The organism is Pseudomonas sp. 44 R 15 (assembly GCF_900004965.1).
Taxonomy (GTDB): Bacteria; Pseudomonadota; Gammaproteobacteria; order Pseudomonadales; family Pseudomonadaceae; genus Aquipseudomonas; species Aquipseudomonas orientalis_A.
Genome location: NZ_CVTU01000106.1, coordinates 30123 through 44417 on the forward strand (window position 1 = coordinate 30123; position 14295 = coordinate 44417).

Sequence of the window (14295 nt, forward strand, 5' to 3'; positions counted from 1 at the left end):
GTTCCCATGTTCGAACCCGTGGTCGCCACACTGATTACCTCCATGGCCCGCACCGTCACGGGCGCTCGCAGCCTGTGGCTGGGTTGCGCGCCAGTGCCGGTACAACGCATTTATTTCGCCAATCACAGCAGCCACGGCGACTTCGTACTGGTATGGGCGTCGCTGCCGCAGAACCTGCGCAAATTCACCCGCCCTGTGGCCGGCAGCGACTACTGGAATAAAAGCGCGCTGCGCCGCTACATCATCAACCGCGTGTTCAACGGCGTACTGATTGATCGCGAGCGCAAAGACCCTGTGGATAACCCGCTGCAGCCAATGCTCGCTGCGCTGGAAGGCGGCGACTCGCTGATCATCTTTCCTGAAGGTACGCGCAATCTGGAAGACGGCCTGCTGCCGTTCAAAAGCGGCTTGTATCACTTGGCAAACAGTTACCCACAGGCCGAGTTGATCCCGGTGTGGATAGCCAACCTCAACCGCGTGATGCCCAAGGGGCGTGTCCTGCCATTACCGCTGTTATGCACAACCAGCTTCGGCGCGCCTCTGCAGTTGGAAGAAGGCGAAGACAAAACCGCGTTCCTTGCCCGCACTCGCGACGCCCTGCTCGCCCTCGCCCCGGAGCACTCCTGAGATGGATAGCCAAACCCTGATGTTATTCGGCGGGATCGGCGCGATCCTGGTCATCGCCTCACTGATCGGCCTGATCCTCAAGCTGCGCACCCGTGGCAACCCCAATGCGGTGATCGACAACCTCAACGCGCGCATCAACGCCTGGTGGGTGATGGTGGTCGTCATCGGTATTGCCTTCTGGCTCGGCACCGGCGCGGTGATCCTGCTGTTCTACGCGGTGTCGTTCTACGCCCTGCGCGAATTCCTTACCCTCACGCCGACCCGGCGCAGCGACTACCCGGCCCTGGTAGCGGCGTTCTACCTGGCCCTGCCGCTGCAGTACGTGCTGATCTACGCCGATTGGTACGGACTGTTCTCGATCTTCATCCCGGTCTACGTGTTCCTGCTGCTGCCGATCCTCGCCTCCCTGGGCGGCGACAGTACCCACTTCCTGGAGCGCGCATCGAAGGTGCAATGGGGCCTGATGATCGCAGTGTTCTGCGTGTCATTCGTCCCGGCGCTGCTGACGCTGGACATCCCCGGCTATGAAGGCCGCAACCTGCTGCTGATTGCCTACCTGGTGATCGTGGTGCAACTGTCCGACGTGCTGCAGTACGTGTGCGGCAAGCTGTTCGGCAAACACAAGATCGCGCCCAACCTCTCGCCGTCGAAAACCGTGGAAGGTTTTGTCGGCGGGATCCTGCTGTCATCCCTGATCGGTGCGGCGCTGTGGTGGACCACACCGTTCAATCCCTGGCAGTCATTCCTGATCGCGCTGCTGATCAACCTGCTGGGCTTTGCCGGCGGGATTGTGATGTCGGCGATCAAGCGCGATCGCGGGGTGAAGGACTGGGGACACATGATCGAAGGGCACGGCGGCATGCTGGATAGGCTGGATTCGGTGTGCTTTGCGGCGCCGATCTTCTTCCACCTGGTGCGTTACTGGTGGACCTGACCTACCCCTTTCTCAAAACCAATGAAGATCAAACTGTGGGAGGGGCTTGCCCCCGATGGCGGAGTATCAGTCACCTATGAATTGGCTGAACCACTGCATCGGGGGCAAGCCCCCTCCCACCTTGGTTCTGTGTGCTTTCAAGATCGTCAGGCAATGGTGACACGGAGCGTCACGAGATGCATTCCCACGCGGAGCGGGGGAACGATCATTCACGGGACGTAAAAAGGGGCTGTCGAAACAGCCCCTCTCGGTACGCCAGTCAGGCTTATTCCACCGTCACCGACTTCGCCAGGTTGCGCGGCTGGTCAACGTCGGTGCCCTTGAGCACGGCGACGTAGTACGACAGCAACTGGAGCGGAATGGTGTAGAGGATCGGCGACAGGGTGTCGTGGATGTGCGGCATGTTGATCACATGCGTGCCTTCACCGTTGGTCATGCCGGCCTTCTCGTCCGCAAACACAATCAGTTGGCCGCCACGGGCGCGCACTTCCTGCAAGTTGGATTTGAGCTTTTCCAGCAGTTCGTTGTTCGGCGCCACGGTGACCACGGGCATGTCGTCGTCCACCAGGGCCAGTGGGCCGTGCTTCAGCTCGCCGGCCGGGTAGGCTTCGGCGTGGATGTACGAAATTTCCTTGAGCTTCAGCGAACCTTCCATGGCCACCGGGTATTGCGCGCCACGGCCGAGGAACAGGGTGTGGCTCTTGTCGGCGAACAGTTCGGCGACTTTTTCCACGGTGCCGTCCATGGCCAGGGCTTCGCCCAGGCGGGTCGGCAGGCGGCGCAGTTCTTCCACCAGGGTGGCCTCAACGCCTTCGGCGAGGGTGCCGCGCACTTGGCCGAGGGACAAGGTCAGCAGCAACAGCCCGACCAGTTGGGTGGTGAAGGCTTTGGTCGAGGCGACGCCGATTTCGCGACCGGCCTGGGTCAGCAGGGTCAGGTCCGATTCACGCACCAGGGAGCTGATGCTGACGTTGCAGATCGCCAGGCTGCCGAGGAAGCCCAGCTCCTTGGCGTTGCGCAGGGCGGCCAGGGTGTCGGCGGTTTCGCCGGACTGGGAGATGGTCACGAACAGGGTGTCGGGCTGCACCACCACTTTGCGGTAGCGGAACTCGCTGGCAACTTCGACCTGGCACGGGATGCCGGCCAGTTCTTCGAGCCAGTAACGCGCAACCATGCCGGCGTGGTAGCTGGTGCCGCAGGCGACGATTTGCACGTTGCGCACTTTGGCGAACAGCTCGGCGGCTTGTGGGCCGAAGGCGTTGACCAGCACCTGGTTCTGGCTCAGGCGACCTTCGAGGGTGCGCTGTACCACGGAAGGCTGCTCGTGGATTTCCTTGAGCATGAAGTGGCGGAATTCGCCTTTGTCGGCGGCTTCGGCACCGTCGCGGTATTGCACGGCTTCGCGCTCGACGGACTGACCGTTGACGTCCCAGATCTGCACGCTTTCGCGGCGGATGTCAGCGATATCGCCTTCTTCCAGGTACATGAAGCGGTCGGTGACCTGGCGCAGGGCGAGTTGGTCGGAGGCGAGGAAGTTCTCGCCCAGGCCCAGGCCGATCACCAGTGGGCTGCCACTGCGCGCGGCAACCAGGCGGTCCGGCTGGCTGGCGCTGATCACGGCCAGGCCGTAGGCGCCATGCAGTTCCTTGACCGTGGCCTTGAGGGCGGTGGTCAGGTCGCTGTGGTCCTTGAGCTTGTGGTTGAGCAGGTGGGCGATGACTTCGGTATCGGTGTCCGAGGTAAATACATAGCCCAGGCCCTTGAGTTGTTCGCGCAGCACTTCGTGGTTTTCGATGATGCCGTTGTGCACCACGGCCAGGTCACCCGAGAAATGCGGGTGAGCGTTGCGTTCGCACGGCGCACCGTGGGTGGCCCAACGGGTGTGGGCGATGCCCAGGCGGCCTGCCAGTGGCTCACCGGCCAGGGCCTGGTCCAACTCGCTGACTTTACCCGGACGGCGCATACGCTCCAGCTTGCCGGCGTTGGTGAAGACCGCCACACCGGCGCTGTCATAGCCACGGTATTCCAGGCGCTTGAGGCCTTCGATCAGGATGGCCGTTACGTTACGTTCGGCGACTGCGCCAACAATTCCACACATGGTATTTCTCCTAGATGACTGCCGCGCATATCAGCGTAATGCCGCGGGCTTGGATCTGGTCGCGGGCCTCGAGCGGCAGGCGATCATCGGTGATAAGGGTATGGACACTGCTCCAGGGCAGTTCCAGGTTGGGAATCTTGCGGCCGATCTTGTCGGATTCGACCATCACCACGACCTCACGGGCGACCTCGGCCATGACGCGGCTCAGGCCCAGCAATTCGTTGAAGGTGGTGGTACCGCGCTGCAAATCGATGCCGTCGGCGCCGATGAACAGTTGATCAAAATCGTAGGAACGCAGCACCTGCTCGGCGACCTGGCCCTGGAACGAGTCCGAATGCGGATCCCAGGTGCCGCCGGTCATGAGCAGCACCGGTTCATGCTCCAGCTCGCTCAAGGCGCGGGCCACGTTCAGGGAGTTGGTCATGACCACCAGGCCGGGTTGATGGCCCAGTTCGGGGATCATCGCGGCGGTGGTGCTGCCGCTGTCGATGATGATCCGCGCGTGTTCACGCAGGCGCACCACGGCGGCGCGGGCAATCGCGCGCTTGTAGGCCGAGACCGGCTGGGCCGCGTCGCCCACGAGTTCTTGAGGCATGGTGATTGCGCCACCGTAGCGGCGCAGGAGCAGGCCATTACTTTCGAGGGCGGCCAAGTCCTTGCGGATGGTCACTTCCGATGTTTCGAAACGCTTGGCCAATTCGTCCACGCTGACTTCGCCCTGTTCATTGAGCAAGGTCAGGATGTTGTGGCGACGTTGGGGGGTATTTCGTTTCGACATGGGAGTTATAAGTTTCGTTTCGAAAGATAACGAAGGCAATCAAAACCTATTGGCGAAAGATCGTCAAGCGGTGGCGATCATTATTTTTGAAATAACGCAGGCAAATGTGGGAGGGGGCTTGCCCCCGATAGCGGTTTATCCGTCAGCCCTTTATTGACTGACCCACCGCTATCGGGGGCAAGCCCCCTCCCACATTGGAGTTTTGTTGCTGCCAAGGGTGTGGATAGATCAGGTCTTCTTGATTTTGACCGGGCGTTTCCAGCCGTCGATGTTGCGCTGGCGGGCACGGGCCACGGCCAGTTGCGACTTATCCACATCCTGGTTGATGGTTGAGCCCGCTGCGGTGTTGGAGCCGTCACCGATGGTCACAGGAGCAACCAGCGAGTTGTTGGAGCCGATGAATACGTCTTCACCAATCGTCGTCTGGTATTTGTTGGCGCCGTCGTAGTTGCAGGTAATTGCACCGGCGCCAATGTTGCTGCGAGCACCGATTACCGCATCACCGAGGTAAGCCAGGTGGCCGGCCTTCGCCTCGTCGCCCATTTTCGCGTTTTTCAGCTCGACGAAATTGCCGACGTGCGCCCGCGCGCCCATCACCGTTCCCGGACGCAACCGTGCAAACGGCCCGGCATCGCTGCCCTCGCCCATCACCGCACCGTCGATATGGCTGTTGGCCTTGACCACCACGCCTTTGCGCAAGGTGCTGTCCTTGATCACACAGTTAGGACCGATCACCACGTCGTCTTCGATGATCACGCGGCCTTCGAGGATCACGTTGATATCAATCAACACGTCGCGGCCCACCGTCACTTCACCACGCACATCGAAACGCGCCGGGTCACGCAGGGTGACGCCCTGGGCCATCAGGCGGCGGCCTTCGCGCAGTTGGTAGTGGCGCTCCAGCTCTGCCAGCTGCTTGCGGTCGTTGGCGCCCTGCACTTCCATTGGGTCGTGAGGTTGCTCGGTGGCGACCACCAGGCCGTCACTGACCGCCATCTCGATAACGTCGGTGAGGTAGTACTCGCCTTGGGCGTTGTTGTTGGACAGGCGGCTCATCCAGTCGCCCAGCTTATCGGCCGGCACGGCGAGAATGCCGGTATTGCCTTCAGTGATGGCGCGCTGGGCTTCGCTCGCGTCCTTGTGCTCGACGATCGCGGCGACCTTACCGTCGGCGTTGCGCACGATGCGTCCGTAGCCGGTGGGGTCGTCCAGCTCAACGGTGAGCAGGCCCATCTGGCCCGGCACCACATGCTTGAGCAGGCGTTGCAGGGTTTCCACTTCGATCAGCGGCACGTCACCGTAGAGAATCAGCACGGTGTCAGCGGTAATGAACGGCACGGCTTGCGCAGTGGCGTGGCCGGTGCCCAGTTGCTTGTCCTGCAATACGAAATTCAAGTCGTCTGCGGCCAGGCGCTCACGTACCACATCGGCACCGTGCCCGATGACGACGTGAATGCGTTGCGGATCCAACTGCCGGGCGCTGTGGATAACATGACCGAGCATGGAATTGCCTGCGACCGGGTGCAGCACCTTGGGCAGGGCTGAACGCATGCGGGTGCCCTGGCCTGCGGCGAGAATTACGATTTCAAGAGACATGAATGGCTACCAATCCTGGGCGGTCCGGCTTCAGACCAGAGAAGTGTTTTGCAAAAAAAGAAAAAGGGTAGCCGAGGCTACCCTTTTTAATCAATCACGCGTGAAGCGTAACGGCAAAGCCGCTTACTTCTTGCGGATCTGCTGGAGCGTACGCAGCTGCGCTGCAGCTTCGGCCAGACGGACTGCAGCAGCGCTGTAGTCGAAGTCTGCGCCTTTTTCGTTCAGCGCCTTCTCGGCAGCCTTGACGGCTTCCTGAGCGGAGGCTTCATCCAGGTCGCCGGCACGTTGCACAGTGTCGGCAAGTACCTTGACCATGTTCGGCTGAACCTCGAGGAAACCACCGGAGATGTAAAACACCTCACGTTCCCCGCCTTGCTTGGTCAGCGTGATCGGACCTGGCTTCAAGCTGGTAATCAGCGGAGCGTGACCCATGGCGATACCAAGATCACCCAGGTCACCGTGCGCTGTTACAAACTCGACCAGACCGGAGAAGATTTCCCCTTCCGCGCTGACGATATCGCAATGGACTGTCATAGCCATCTGATTGCCTCAACCTGATGAGCGCCCGTTTCCGGGCGCCAGGATTACAGTTTCTTGGCTTTCTCGATCGCTTCTTCGATGCCGCCGACCATGTAGAACGCTTGTTCTGGCAGGTGGTCGTAGTCACCGTTGAGGATGCCTTTGAAGCCAGCAATGGTGTCTTTCAGGGAAACGTATTTACCCGAGGCACCGGTGAAGACTTCAGCCACGAAGAACGGCTGCGACAAGAAGCGCTGGATCTTACGAGCACGGTTTACCAACTGCTTGTCGGCTTCCGACAGCTCGTCCATACCCAGGATCGCAATGATGTCCTTCAGTTCCTTGTAACGCTGCAGCACGTACTGAACGCCGCGAGCGGTGTCGTAGTGCTCCTGGCCGATCACGTTCGGGTCCAGCTGGCGCGACGTCGAGTCGAGTGGATCGACCGCTGGGTAGATACCCAGGGAAGCGATGTCACGGGACAGAACGACGGTGGCGTCCAAGTGGGCGAAGGTGGTGGCAGGCGACGGGTCGGTCAAGTCATCCGCAGGTACGTATACCGCTTGGATCGAGGTGATCGAACCTTCCTTGGTCGAAGTGATACGTTCCTGCAGAACGCCCATCTCTTCAGCCAGGGTCGGCTGGTAACCTACTGCCGAAGGCATACGGCCCAGCAGTGCGGATACTTCAGTACCGGCCAGGGTGTAACGGTAGATGTTGTCGACGAACAGCAGAACGTCGTTACCTTCGTCACGGAATTTCTCGGCCATGGTCAGGCCAGTCAGTGCTACGCGCAGACGGTTTCCCGGCGGCTCGTTCATCTGACCGTAAACCAGTGCCACTTTGTCCAGAACGTTGGAGTCCTTCATCTCGTGGTAGAAGTCGTTACCCTCACGGGTACGCTCACCCACACCGGCGAACACGGAATAACCGCTGTGCTCGATGGCGATGTTACGGATCAGTTCCATCATGTTGACGGTCTTGCCTACACCGGCACCACCGAACAGACCGACTTTACCGCCCTTGGCGAACGGGCATACCAGGTCGATAACCTTGATGCCGGTTTCCAGCAGGTCGTTGCCGCCCGCTTGCTCGGCGAACGAAGGTGCTGGACGGTGAATGCCCCAGCGCTCTTCGGTGTCGATCGGGCCCGCTTCGTCGATCGGGTTGCCCAGTACGTCCATGATCCGGCCCAGGGTCGCTTTACCGACCGGTACGGAGATGGCAGCACCCGTGTCGACAACGTCCAGACCGCGCTTCAAGCCTTCGGTGGAACCCATCGCAATGGTACGAACTACGCCGTCGCCCAGCTGTTGCTGAACTTCCAGAGTAGTGTCCGCGCCTTGTACTTTCAGCGCGTTGTAGATGCTCGGTACGCTGTCGCGTGGGAATTCCACGTCGATAACGGCGCCGATGATTTGAACGATACGTCCGCTACTCATAGCTGGATCCTCTGAATATTTGAACCGTTAAACCGCGGCAGCGCCGCCGACGATTTCCGAGATCTCTTGGGTGATCGCAGCCTGACGCGCCTTGTTGTAGATCAGCTGCAAATCGCTGATCAGATCACCGGCGTTATCGGTAGCGTTTTTCATCGCGATCATCCGCGCCGCTTGTTCAGCTGCGTTGTTCTCGACCACCGCCTGGTACACCTGCGACTCCACGTAGCGCACCATCAAGCCGTCAAGCAGCTCTTTGGCGTCTGGTTCGTAGAGGTAGTCCCAGTGGTGCTTGAGTTCCTGATCCGGGGTCGCCACCAGTGGAATCAATTGCTCCACGGTTGGCTGCTGGGTCATGGTGTTGATGAACTTGTTGGATACCACGGACAGGCGGTCAATCCGGCCTTCCAGATACGCATCCAGCATCACCTTCACACTGCCGATCAAATCATTGATCGACGGCTCTTCACCCAGGTGGCTGATAGCTGCAACGACGTTACCGCCGAAGTTACGGAAAAAGGCCGCACCCTTGCTACCCACAACACACAGATCGATCTCGACGCCGTTTTCGCGGTTTACCGCCATGTCCTTGACCAGGGCCTTGAACAGGTTGGTATTCAAGCCACCGCACAAACCACGGTCACTGCTCACTACCACATAACCGACACGCTTGACGGCGCGCTCGATCATGAACGGGTGGCGGTATTCCGGGTTGGCGTTGGCCAGATGCCCAATTACCTGGCGGATACGCTCCGCATAAGGACGGCTAGCAGCCATGCGCATTTGTGCCTTGCGCATTTTGCTGACCGCCACTTTTTCCATGGCGCTGGTAATCTTTTGCGTGCTTTTGATGCTCGCAATCTTACTGCGAATCTCTTTTGCGCCTGCCATGTAACACCTATCAGGTTAGCAAGCGGGAGCCTTGCGGCTCCCGCTGCGGCTTACCAGGTTTGGGTGGCCTTGAACTTCTCGATACCGGCTTTCATGCCAGCGTCGATATCGTCATTGAAGTCACCCTTCACGTTGATCTTCGCCATCAATTCGGCGTGATCGCGGTTGAAGTAAGCAATCAGCGCTTGTTCAAAGCTGCCGACCTTGGCGATTTCAACGTCGGTCAGGAACCCACGCTCAGCGGCATACAGCGACAACGCCATGTCAGCGATCGACATCGGGGCGTATTGCTTCTGCTTCATCAGCTCGGTAACGCGCTGACCATGCTCAAGTTGCTTACGGGTCGCTTCGTCCAGGTCAGAAGCGAACTGGGCGAATGCCGCCAGTTCACGGTACTGAGCCAGAGCGGTACGGATACCACCGGAGAGCTTCTTGATGATCTTGGTCTGAGCGGCACCACCCACACGGGATACCGAAACACCGGCGTTCACTGCAGGACGGATCCCGGAGTTGAACATGGCCGATTCCAGGAAGATCTGACCGTCGGTGATGGAAATCACGTTGGTCGGAACGAACGCGGAAACGTCGCCAGCCTGGGTTTCGATGATCGGCAATGCGGTCAGGGAACCGGTTTTGCCGGTCACTGCGCCGTTGGTGAACTTCTCTACGTACTCTTCGGAAACGCGGGATGCGCGCTCCAGCAGACGGGAGTGGAGATAGAACACGTCGCCTGGGTAGGCTTCACGGCCTGGTGGACGGCGCAGCAGCAGGGAAATCTGGCGGTAAGCCACTGCTTGCTTGGACAGATCGTCATAAACGATCAGCGCGTCTTCACCGCGGTCGCGGAAGAATTCACCCATGGTGCAACCGGAGTACGGTGCCAGGAATTGCAGCGCAGGAGATTCCGAAGCACTGGCAGCCACGATGATCGTGTTGGCCAGGGCGCCGTTTTCTTCCAGCTTGCGAACCACGTTGGCGATGGTCGATTGCTTCTGACCAATGGCTACGTAGACGCAGAAAATGCCGCTGTTCTTCTGGTTGATGATCGCGTCGATGGCCAGAGCGGTTTTACCGATCTGACGGTCACCGATGATCAGCTCACGCTGGCCACGGCCGACAGGGATCATGGCATCGACAGCCTTGTAGCCAGTCTGTACAGGCTGGTCTACCGACTTACGCCAGATCACGCCTGGAGCAACTTTCTCGACCGCGTCGGTCTCGGTGTTGCCCAGTGGACCTTTACCGTCAACAGGGTTACCCAGTGCGTCGACTACGCGACCCAGCAGTTCCTTACCAACCGGAACCTCCAAGATGCGGCCAGTGCACTTGGCGCTCATGCCTTCGGCCAGACTGGTGTATGCGCCCAATACAACGGCACCTACGGAGTCTTGCTCCAGGTTGAGGGCCATACCGTAGACGCCGCCCGGAAACTCGATCATCTCGCCGTACATGACGTCGGCCAGACCGTGAATCCGCACGATGCCGTCAGATACGCTGACGACAGTGCCTTCGTTACGGGCTTGGGAGGTCACATCGAGCTTGTCGATGCGGCCCTTGATAATTTCACTTATTTCGGAAGGATTGAGTTGCTGCATTGCTCTGCTGCCCCTTCAAACTCAAGATTTCAATGCTTCGGCAAGTTTCGCGATTTTTCCGCGAATCGAGCCATCGATAACCAGGTCGCCGGCACGGATAACGACACCACCAATCAGGGATGCGTCCTCCGAAGCTTGCAGGCGCACTTCCCGATTGAGTCGTGCACTGAGAACCTTGGCGAGTTTGTCTTGCTGTTCTTGGTTCAATGCAAAAGCACTGGTCACTTCAACGTCTACCGATTTCTCTGCTTCGGCCTTGTACAGGTCGAACAGAGCGGCAATCTCCGGCAAGAGCGGGAGACGGTCGTTTTCGGCAACGACGTGGATGAAGTTCTGCACTTTCACATCAAACTTGTCGCCGCACACTTCAATAAAAGTGGCGGCCTTGTCTGCGCTCGTCAGGCGCGGGGCCTTGAGCACGCGCTGCATGGTGTCGTCTTGCGACACTGCTGCAGCCAGGCCGAGCATGGCTGACCAAGAGGCCAGCTGCTGGTGGGCCTGGGCGTGCTCGAAGGCTGCCTTAGCGTAAGGTCGGGCCAACGTGGTCAGTTCTGCCATGATCGCCCTCGCTTAAATTTCAGCAGCCAGTTTGTTAACCAGCTCCGCGTGCGCGTTTTGATCGATTGTGGCACCGAGGATCTTCTCGGCACCGCCGACCGCCAGAGCACCCAGTTGGGCACGCAGCGCGTCTTTGACGCCGTTCAGTTCCTGTTCGATCTCGGCATGAGCCGAAGCCTTTACACGGTCAGCTTCGACGCGGGCTTTTTCAACAGCCTCTTCGACGATCTGGTTACCGCGCTTCTTGGCTTGCTCAATGATCTCGGCTGCCTGTGCTTTAGCTTCGCGCAGTTGCTGACCCACTTTCTCGTGGGCCAACTCCAGGTCGCGAGCTGCACGGCTGGCAGCGTCCAAACCGTCCGCGATCTTCTTCTGACGTTCGTGCAAAGCCGCGATGACCGGAGGCCACACGAACTTCATGCAAAACACTACAAAAATGAAGAACGCAACGGATTGGCCAATCAGGGTTGCATTAATGTTCACGCCAACACCTCGCTCATTCGTTGTCCATCACCCCAATCACTCGAAAAGTCGAGTGATCAGCCAGCGAGTTGACCAACGAAGGGGTTCGCGAAGGTGAAGAACAGTGCGATACCAACGCCGATCATGGTCACGGCGTCGAGCAGGCCGGCAACGATGAACATTTTAACTTGCAGCATTGGAACCATTTCCGGCTGACGCGCTGCGCCTTCCAGGAATTTGCCGCCCAGCAGGCCGAAACCAATGGCAGTACCCAGGGCGCCCAGGCCGATCAACAGTGCAACAGCGATAGCGGTTAGACCAACTACAGTTTCCATCTTTCCTCCCGACTTTTACGTCGTATGGTTTAGGTTTTTTAGATTTTAAAGCGGTAAAACAAATCGTTTCATAGCCCTGTTGGGCCACCTTCCCGTTTGACCGGGAAGGACATCAGACTAGTCGAGACTGGTCTTAATGGTTCTCTTCGTGCGCCATCGACAGGTAGACGATGGTCAGCATCATGAAGATGAAGGCCTGCAGGGTGATGATCAGGATGTGGAACACAGCCCACGCCCACTGCAGAACGATGCCCAGGCCGCTAAGCCAGAGCAGACCGCTGCCGAACATCACAGCGATCAGAATGAACACCAGCTCGCCGGCATACATGTTGCCGAACAGTCGCAAGGCCAGGGAAATCGGCTTGGCAACCAGGGTCACGAATTCCAGCAGGAAGTTCACCGGGATCAGCAGGGCTTGAACGAAGATGTTCTTGCTGCCGAACGGGTGCAGGGTCAGTTCGCCGATGAAGCCGCCGATGCCCTTGACCTTGATGCTGTAGAAAATGATCAACGCGAACACCGACAGGGCCATGCCCAGGGTAGCGTTCGGGTCAGTGGTCGATACGGCACGGAACGGAATGTGCGCATCGCCGGAGATCAGGATGGCCAGCTGAGGAATCCAGTCAACCGGGATCAGGTCGACGGCGTTCATCAGGAACACCCAGACGAAGATGGTCAGTGCCAGCGGTGCGATCACAGGGCTGCGGCCATGGAAGCTGTCTTTCACGCTGCCATCGACGAATTCGACCAATACTTCAACGAAGTTCTGCAAAGCACCTGGCTGACCGGAAGTCGCCTTTTTTGCCGCCATGCGGAAAATCAGGACGAAGATCAGACCCAATGCGACCGACCAGCCCAGAGTATCCAGGTGGAAGGCCCAGAAACCCATTTCCTTGGCTTCTGCTGCGGTGTGGGCAAAGCCCCAGCCGCCGTTGGGAAGCTGACCGAAGGTCAGGTTCTGCAAGTGGTGCTGGATATAGCCCGAAGCGGTTGTTTCTGCCATGGTTGCCTCAAACGCCCTAAGGTTTCGAAAGTCTTGTTTTCATTAGCAGGGGAGCGAACCAGCTGACCAATTGGGTCAACACGAAGACGCCGAATACAGCCAGCGGCGCCAATGGCTTCACACCTGCAAAGGTCAGTGCGAACAGCACTGCCGTCAAAATCAGTTTCCCCGCCTCGCCGGCATAAAAAGACCGGACGATGGCCTGGGCTGCTCGGGCGCCGGAAAACCGAAAGGCCCTGTGAGCAAAATACATATTGGGCAGCAAGGCTATCAGGCCTCCGCAGAGTCCTGAATATCCGGCTACGACTCCATGCCAGTACCAAAGCGCCAATGCAGCGATCAGCAAAACGACAAGTTGCGCCAATAAAACCGGAAAAACAGCCAAGCGATGGAACGGCAACGTGTTTGGCGTGCGGGTTTCCATCACTCTTGCTCCTCAATGGTCGGCTGCCGGAAATCAATAACTTGGCATACTTTGTGCCGACAAAATGCGCGCAGAGTATAGGGGCGGTTCAGCCCCTATTCAACTGCCGGGTAGTGATTTCCGATCACACGCTACATGAGCAAATGTTTCAGCGAATGTTTCAACGGATGTGGGAAAGGACGCCTTGAAGCTCATCGAGAGAGTTATATCCGATGACCAATTGCCCTTTGCCTTTCTTGCCGTGGCGAATTTGTACCGCAGAGCCTAGGCGCTCGGCCAGGCGCTGCTCAAGGCGCGCGATGTCCGGATCAGTTTTGACGGTTTCGACCGGTGCAGGTTTGCCGCTCAACCATTGACGAACCAGGGCTTCGGTCTGACGAACGGTAAGCCCGCGTGCGACAACGTGTCGCGCCCCTTCAACCTGTTGATTTTCCGGCAAACCGAGCAAAGCACGGGCGTGACCCATTTCCAGATCGCCGTGGGACAACATGGTCTTGATGACTTCCGGCAACGCGATCAGGCGCAGCAGGTTGGACACGGTCACGCGGGATTTGCCCACCGCCTCGGCCACTTGTTGCTGGGTCAGCTGGAACTCCTGCTGCAGACGTTGCAACGCGATCGCTTCTTCGATCGGATTGAGGTCTTCGCGCTGGATGTTTTCGATCAGCGCCATGGCGATGGCGGTTTCATCCGGCACGTCGCGCACCATCGCCGGGATGGTGTCCTTGCCCGCCTGCTGGCTGGCGCGCCAGCGGCGTTCGCCGGCGATGATTTCAAAGCGGCCGCCGCCAATGGGGCGCACCACGATCGGTTGCATCACCCCTTGGGCCTTGATCGAGTTGGCCAGCTCTTCCAGTGCCTGCGGGTCCATGTCCCGGCGCGGCTGGTATTTACCACGCTGAATCAGGTCCAGCGGCAGGTGCTGCAGCTCACGCTCGTCGGCCTGCACCGCTTGCTCTTCCAGCGAAGTGACGGTCGGACCACTCAGGAGTGCATCCAGTCCACGTCCGAGACCTCGTTTTTTGACGGCCATGGG

15 protein-coding genes are annotated in these 14295 nt (G+C 59.1%); 2 read left to right on the forward strand and 13 right to left on the reverse strand.

Features of this window, described 5'->3' with window-relative positions; translation table 11 throughout:
- Positions 1-6: 6 nt before the first annotated feature.
- A complete protein-coding gene (locus tag BFP93_RS19100; RefSeq protein ID WP_065886684.1) occupies positions 7-627 on the forward strand; it encodes a lysophospholipid acyltransferase family protein in 621 nt (206 codons plus the stop codon).
- A 1-nt stretch (position 628) separates the two neighbouring features.
- The gene (locus tag BFP93_RS19105) at positions 629-1561 is read left to right on the forward strand and encodes a phosphatidate cytidylyltransferase (protein ID WP_065894354.1); all 933 of its coding nucleotides are present in this window, start codon (positions 629-631) and stop codon (positions 1559-1561) included.
- Positions 1562-1826: 265 nt separating this feature from the next.
- On the opposite strand, the gene glmS is transcribed toward BFP93_RS19105, so the two are convergent.
- The 13 genes from glmS to BFP93_RS19170 all read right to left on the reverse strand — a co-directional run bounded on the left by glmS (position 1827) and on the right by BFP93_RS19170 (position 14292).
- On the reverse strand, positions 1827-3659 hold the full coding sequence (gene glmS, locus BFP93_RS19110; RefSeq protein ID WP_065894355.1) for a glutamine--fructose-6-phosphate transaminase (isomerizing): 1833 nt from the start codon (positions 3657-3659) through the stop codon (positions 1827-1829).
- 10 nt (positions 3660-3669) lie between these two features.
- Entirely contained in the window at positions 3670-4437 is a 768-nt protein-coding gene (locus BFP93_RS19115; RefSeq protein WP_065886690.1) for a DeoR/GlpR family DNA-binding transcription regulator, read from the reverse strand.
- Positions 4438-4665: 228 nt separating this feature from the next.
- A complete protein-coding gene (glmU, locus tag BFP93_RS19120; protein ID WP_065894357.1) occupies positions 4666-6033 on the reverse strand; it encodes a bifunctional UDP-N-acetylglucosamine diphosphorylase/glucosamine-1-phosphate N-acetyltransferase GlmU in 1368 nt (455 codons plus the stop codon).
- A gap of 123 nt (positions 6034-6156) precedes the next feature.
- Entirely contained in the window at positions 6157-6573 is a 417-nt protein-coding gene (locus BFP93_RS19125; protein ID WP_003195825.1) for a F0F1 ATP synthase subunit epsilon, read from the reverse strand.
- A gap of 44 nt (positions 6574-6617) precedes the next feature.
- Positions 6618-7994: a F0F1 ATP synthase subunit beta gene (gene atpD / locus BFP93_RS19130; RefSeq protein WP_065886692.1), complete on the reverse strand. Its 1377-nt coding sequence runs from the start codon at positions 7992-7994 to the stop codon at positions 6618-6620.
- 27 nt (positions 7995-8021) lie between these two features.
- Positions 8022-8882 (reverse strand): F0F1 ATP synthase subunit gamma, encoded by an 861-nt coding sequence (gene atpG / locus BFP93_RS19135; RefSeq protein ID WP_003195829.1) that lies wholly within the window; start codon positions 8880-8882, stop codon positions 8022-8024.
- Between the two features lie 50 nt (positions 8883-8932).
- Positions 8933-10477 carry a F0F1 ATP synthase subunit alpha gene (atpA, locus tag BFP93_RS19140; RefSeq protein WP_003177064.1) on the reverse strand — a complete coding sequence of 515 codons (1545 nt, stop codon included), beginning with the start codon at positions 10475-10477 and terminating at the stop codon, positions 8933-8935.
- Between the two features lie 21 nt (positions 10478-10498).
- The gene (locus tag BFP93_RS19145) at positions 10499-11035 is read right to left on the reverse strand and encodes a F0F1 ATP synthase subunit delta (protein ID WP_015886646.1); all 537 of its coding nucleotides are present in this window, start codon (positions 11033-11035) and stop codon (positions 10499-10501) included.
- A gap of 12 nt (positions 11036-11047) precedes the next feature.
- Positions 11048-11518: a F0F1 ATP synthase subunit B gene (locus BFP93_RS19150; protein WP_003195835.1), complete on the reverse strand. Its 471-nt coding sequence runs from the start codon at positions 11516-11518 to the stop codon at positions 11048-11050.
- Between the two features lie 56 nt (positions 11519-11574).
- Entirely contained in the window at positions 11575-11832 is a 258-nt protein-coding gene (gene atpE, locus BFP93_RS19155; protein ID WP_002555987.1) for a F0F1 ATP synthase subunit C, read from the reverse strand.
- Positions 11833-11965: 133 nt separating this feature from the next.
- Positions 11966-12835 (reverse strand): F0F1 ATP synthase subunit A, encoded by an 870-nt coding sequence (gene atpB, locus BFP93_RS19160; RefSeq protein ID WP_057725770.1) that lies wholly within the window; start codon positions 12833-12835, stop codon positions 11966-11968.
- Positions 12836-12851: 16 nt separating this feature from the next.
- Complete coding sequence (locus tag BFP93_RS19165; RefSeq protein WP_065886693.1) at positions 12852-13259, reverse strand: F0F1 ATP synthase subunit I; 408 nt, start codon at positions 13257-13259, stop codon at positions 12852-12854.
- Between the two features lie 160 nt (positions 13260-13419).
- The gene (locus BFP93_RS19170; protein WP_065894359.1) at positions 13420-14292 is read right to left on the reverse strand and encodes a ParB/RepB/Spo0J family partition protein; all 873 of its coding nucleotides are present in this window, start codon (positions 14290-14292) and stop codon (positions 13420-13422) included.
- Positions 14293-14295: the final 3 nt, after the last annotated feature.

Excerpts from the sequence above, each read along its gene's own strand:
- atpB (WP_057725770.1), bottom strand. The coding sequence starts at position 12,835 with ATGGCAGAAACAACCGCTTCGGGCTATATCCAGCACCACTTGCAGAAC.
- BFP93_RS19165 (WP_065886693.1), bottom strand. The coding sequence starts at position 13,259 with ATGGAAACCCGCACGCCAAACACGTTGCCGTTCCATCGCTTGGCTGTT.
- BFP93_RS19125 (WP_003195825.1), bottom strand. The coding sequence starts at position 6,573 with ATGGCTATGACAGTCCATTGCGATATCGTCAGCGCGGAAGGGGAAATC.
- BFP93_RS19115 (WP_065886690.1), bottom strand. The coding sequence starts at position 4,437 with ATGTCGAAACGAAATACCCCCCAACGTCGCCACAACATCCTGACCTTG.
- atpD (WP_065886692.1), bottom strand. The coding sequence starts at position 7,994 with ATGAGTAGCGGACGTATCGTTCAAATCATCGGCGCCGTTATCGACGTG.
- atpA (WP_003177064.1), bottom strand. The coding sequence starts at position 10,477 with ATGCAGCAACTCAATCCTTCCGAAATAAGTGAAATTATCAAGGGCCGC.
- glmS (WP_065894355.1), bottom strand. The coding sequence starts at position 3,659 with ATGTGTGGAATTGTTGGCGCAGTCGCCGAACGTAACGTAACGGCCATC.
- BFP93_RS19100 (WP_065886684.1), top strand. The coding sequence starts at position 7 with ATGTTCGAACCCGTGGTCGCCACACTGATTACCTCCATGGCCCGCACC.
- atpG (WP_003195829.1), bottom strand. The coding sequence starts at position 8,882 with ATGGCAGGCGCAAAAGAGATTCGCAGTAAGATTGCGAGCATCAAAAGC.
- BFP93_RS19170 (WP_065894359.1), bottom strand. The coding sequence starts at position 14,292 with ATGGCCGTCAAAAAACGAGGTCTCGGACGTGGACTGGATGCACTCCTG.
- atpE (WP_002555987.1), bottom strand. The coding sequence starts at position 11,832 with ATGGAAACTGTAGTTGGTCTAACCGCTATCGCTGTTGCACTGTTGATC.
- glmU (WP_065894357.1), bottom strand. The coding sequence starts at position 6,033 with ATGTCTCTTGAAATCGTAATTCTCGCCGCAGGCCAGGGCACCCGCATG.
- BFP93_RS19145 (WP_015886646.1), bottom strand. The coding sequence starts at position 11,035 with ATGGCAGAACTGACCACGTTGGCCCGACCTTACGCTAAGGCAGCCTTC.
- BFP93_RS19105 (WP_065894354.1), top strand. The coding sequence starts at position 629 with ATGGATAGCCAAACCCTGATGTTATTCGGCGGGATCGGCGCGATCCTG.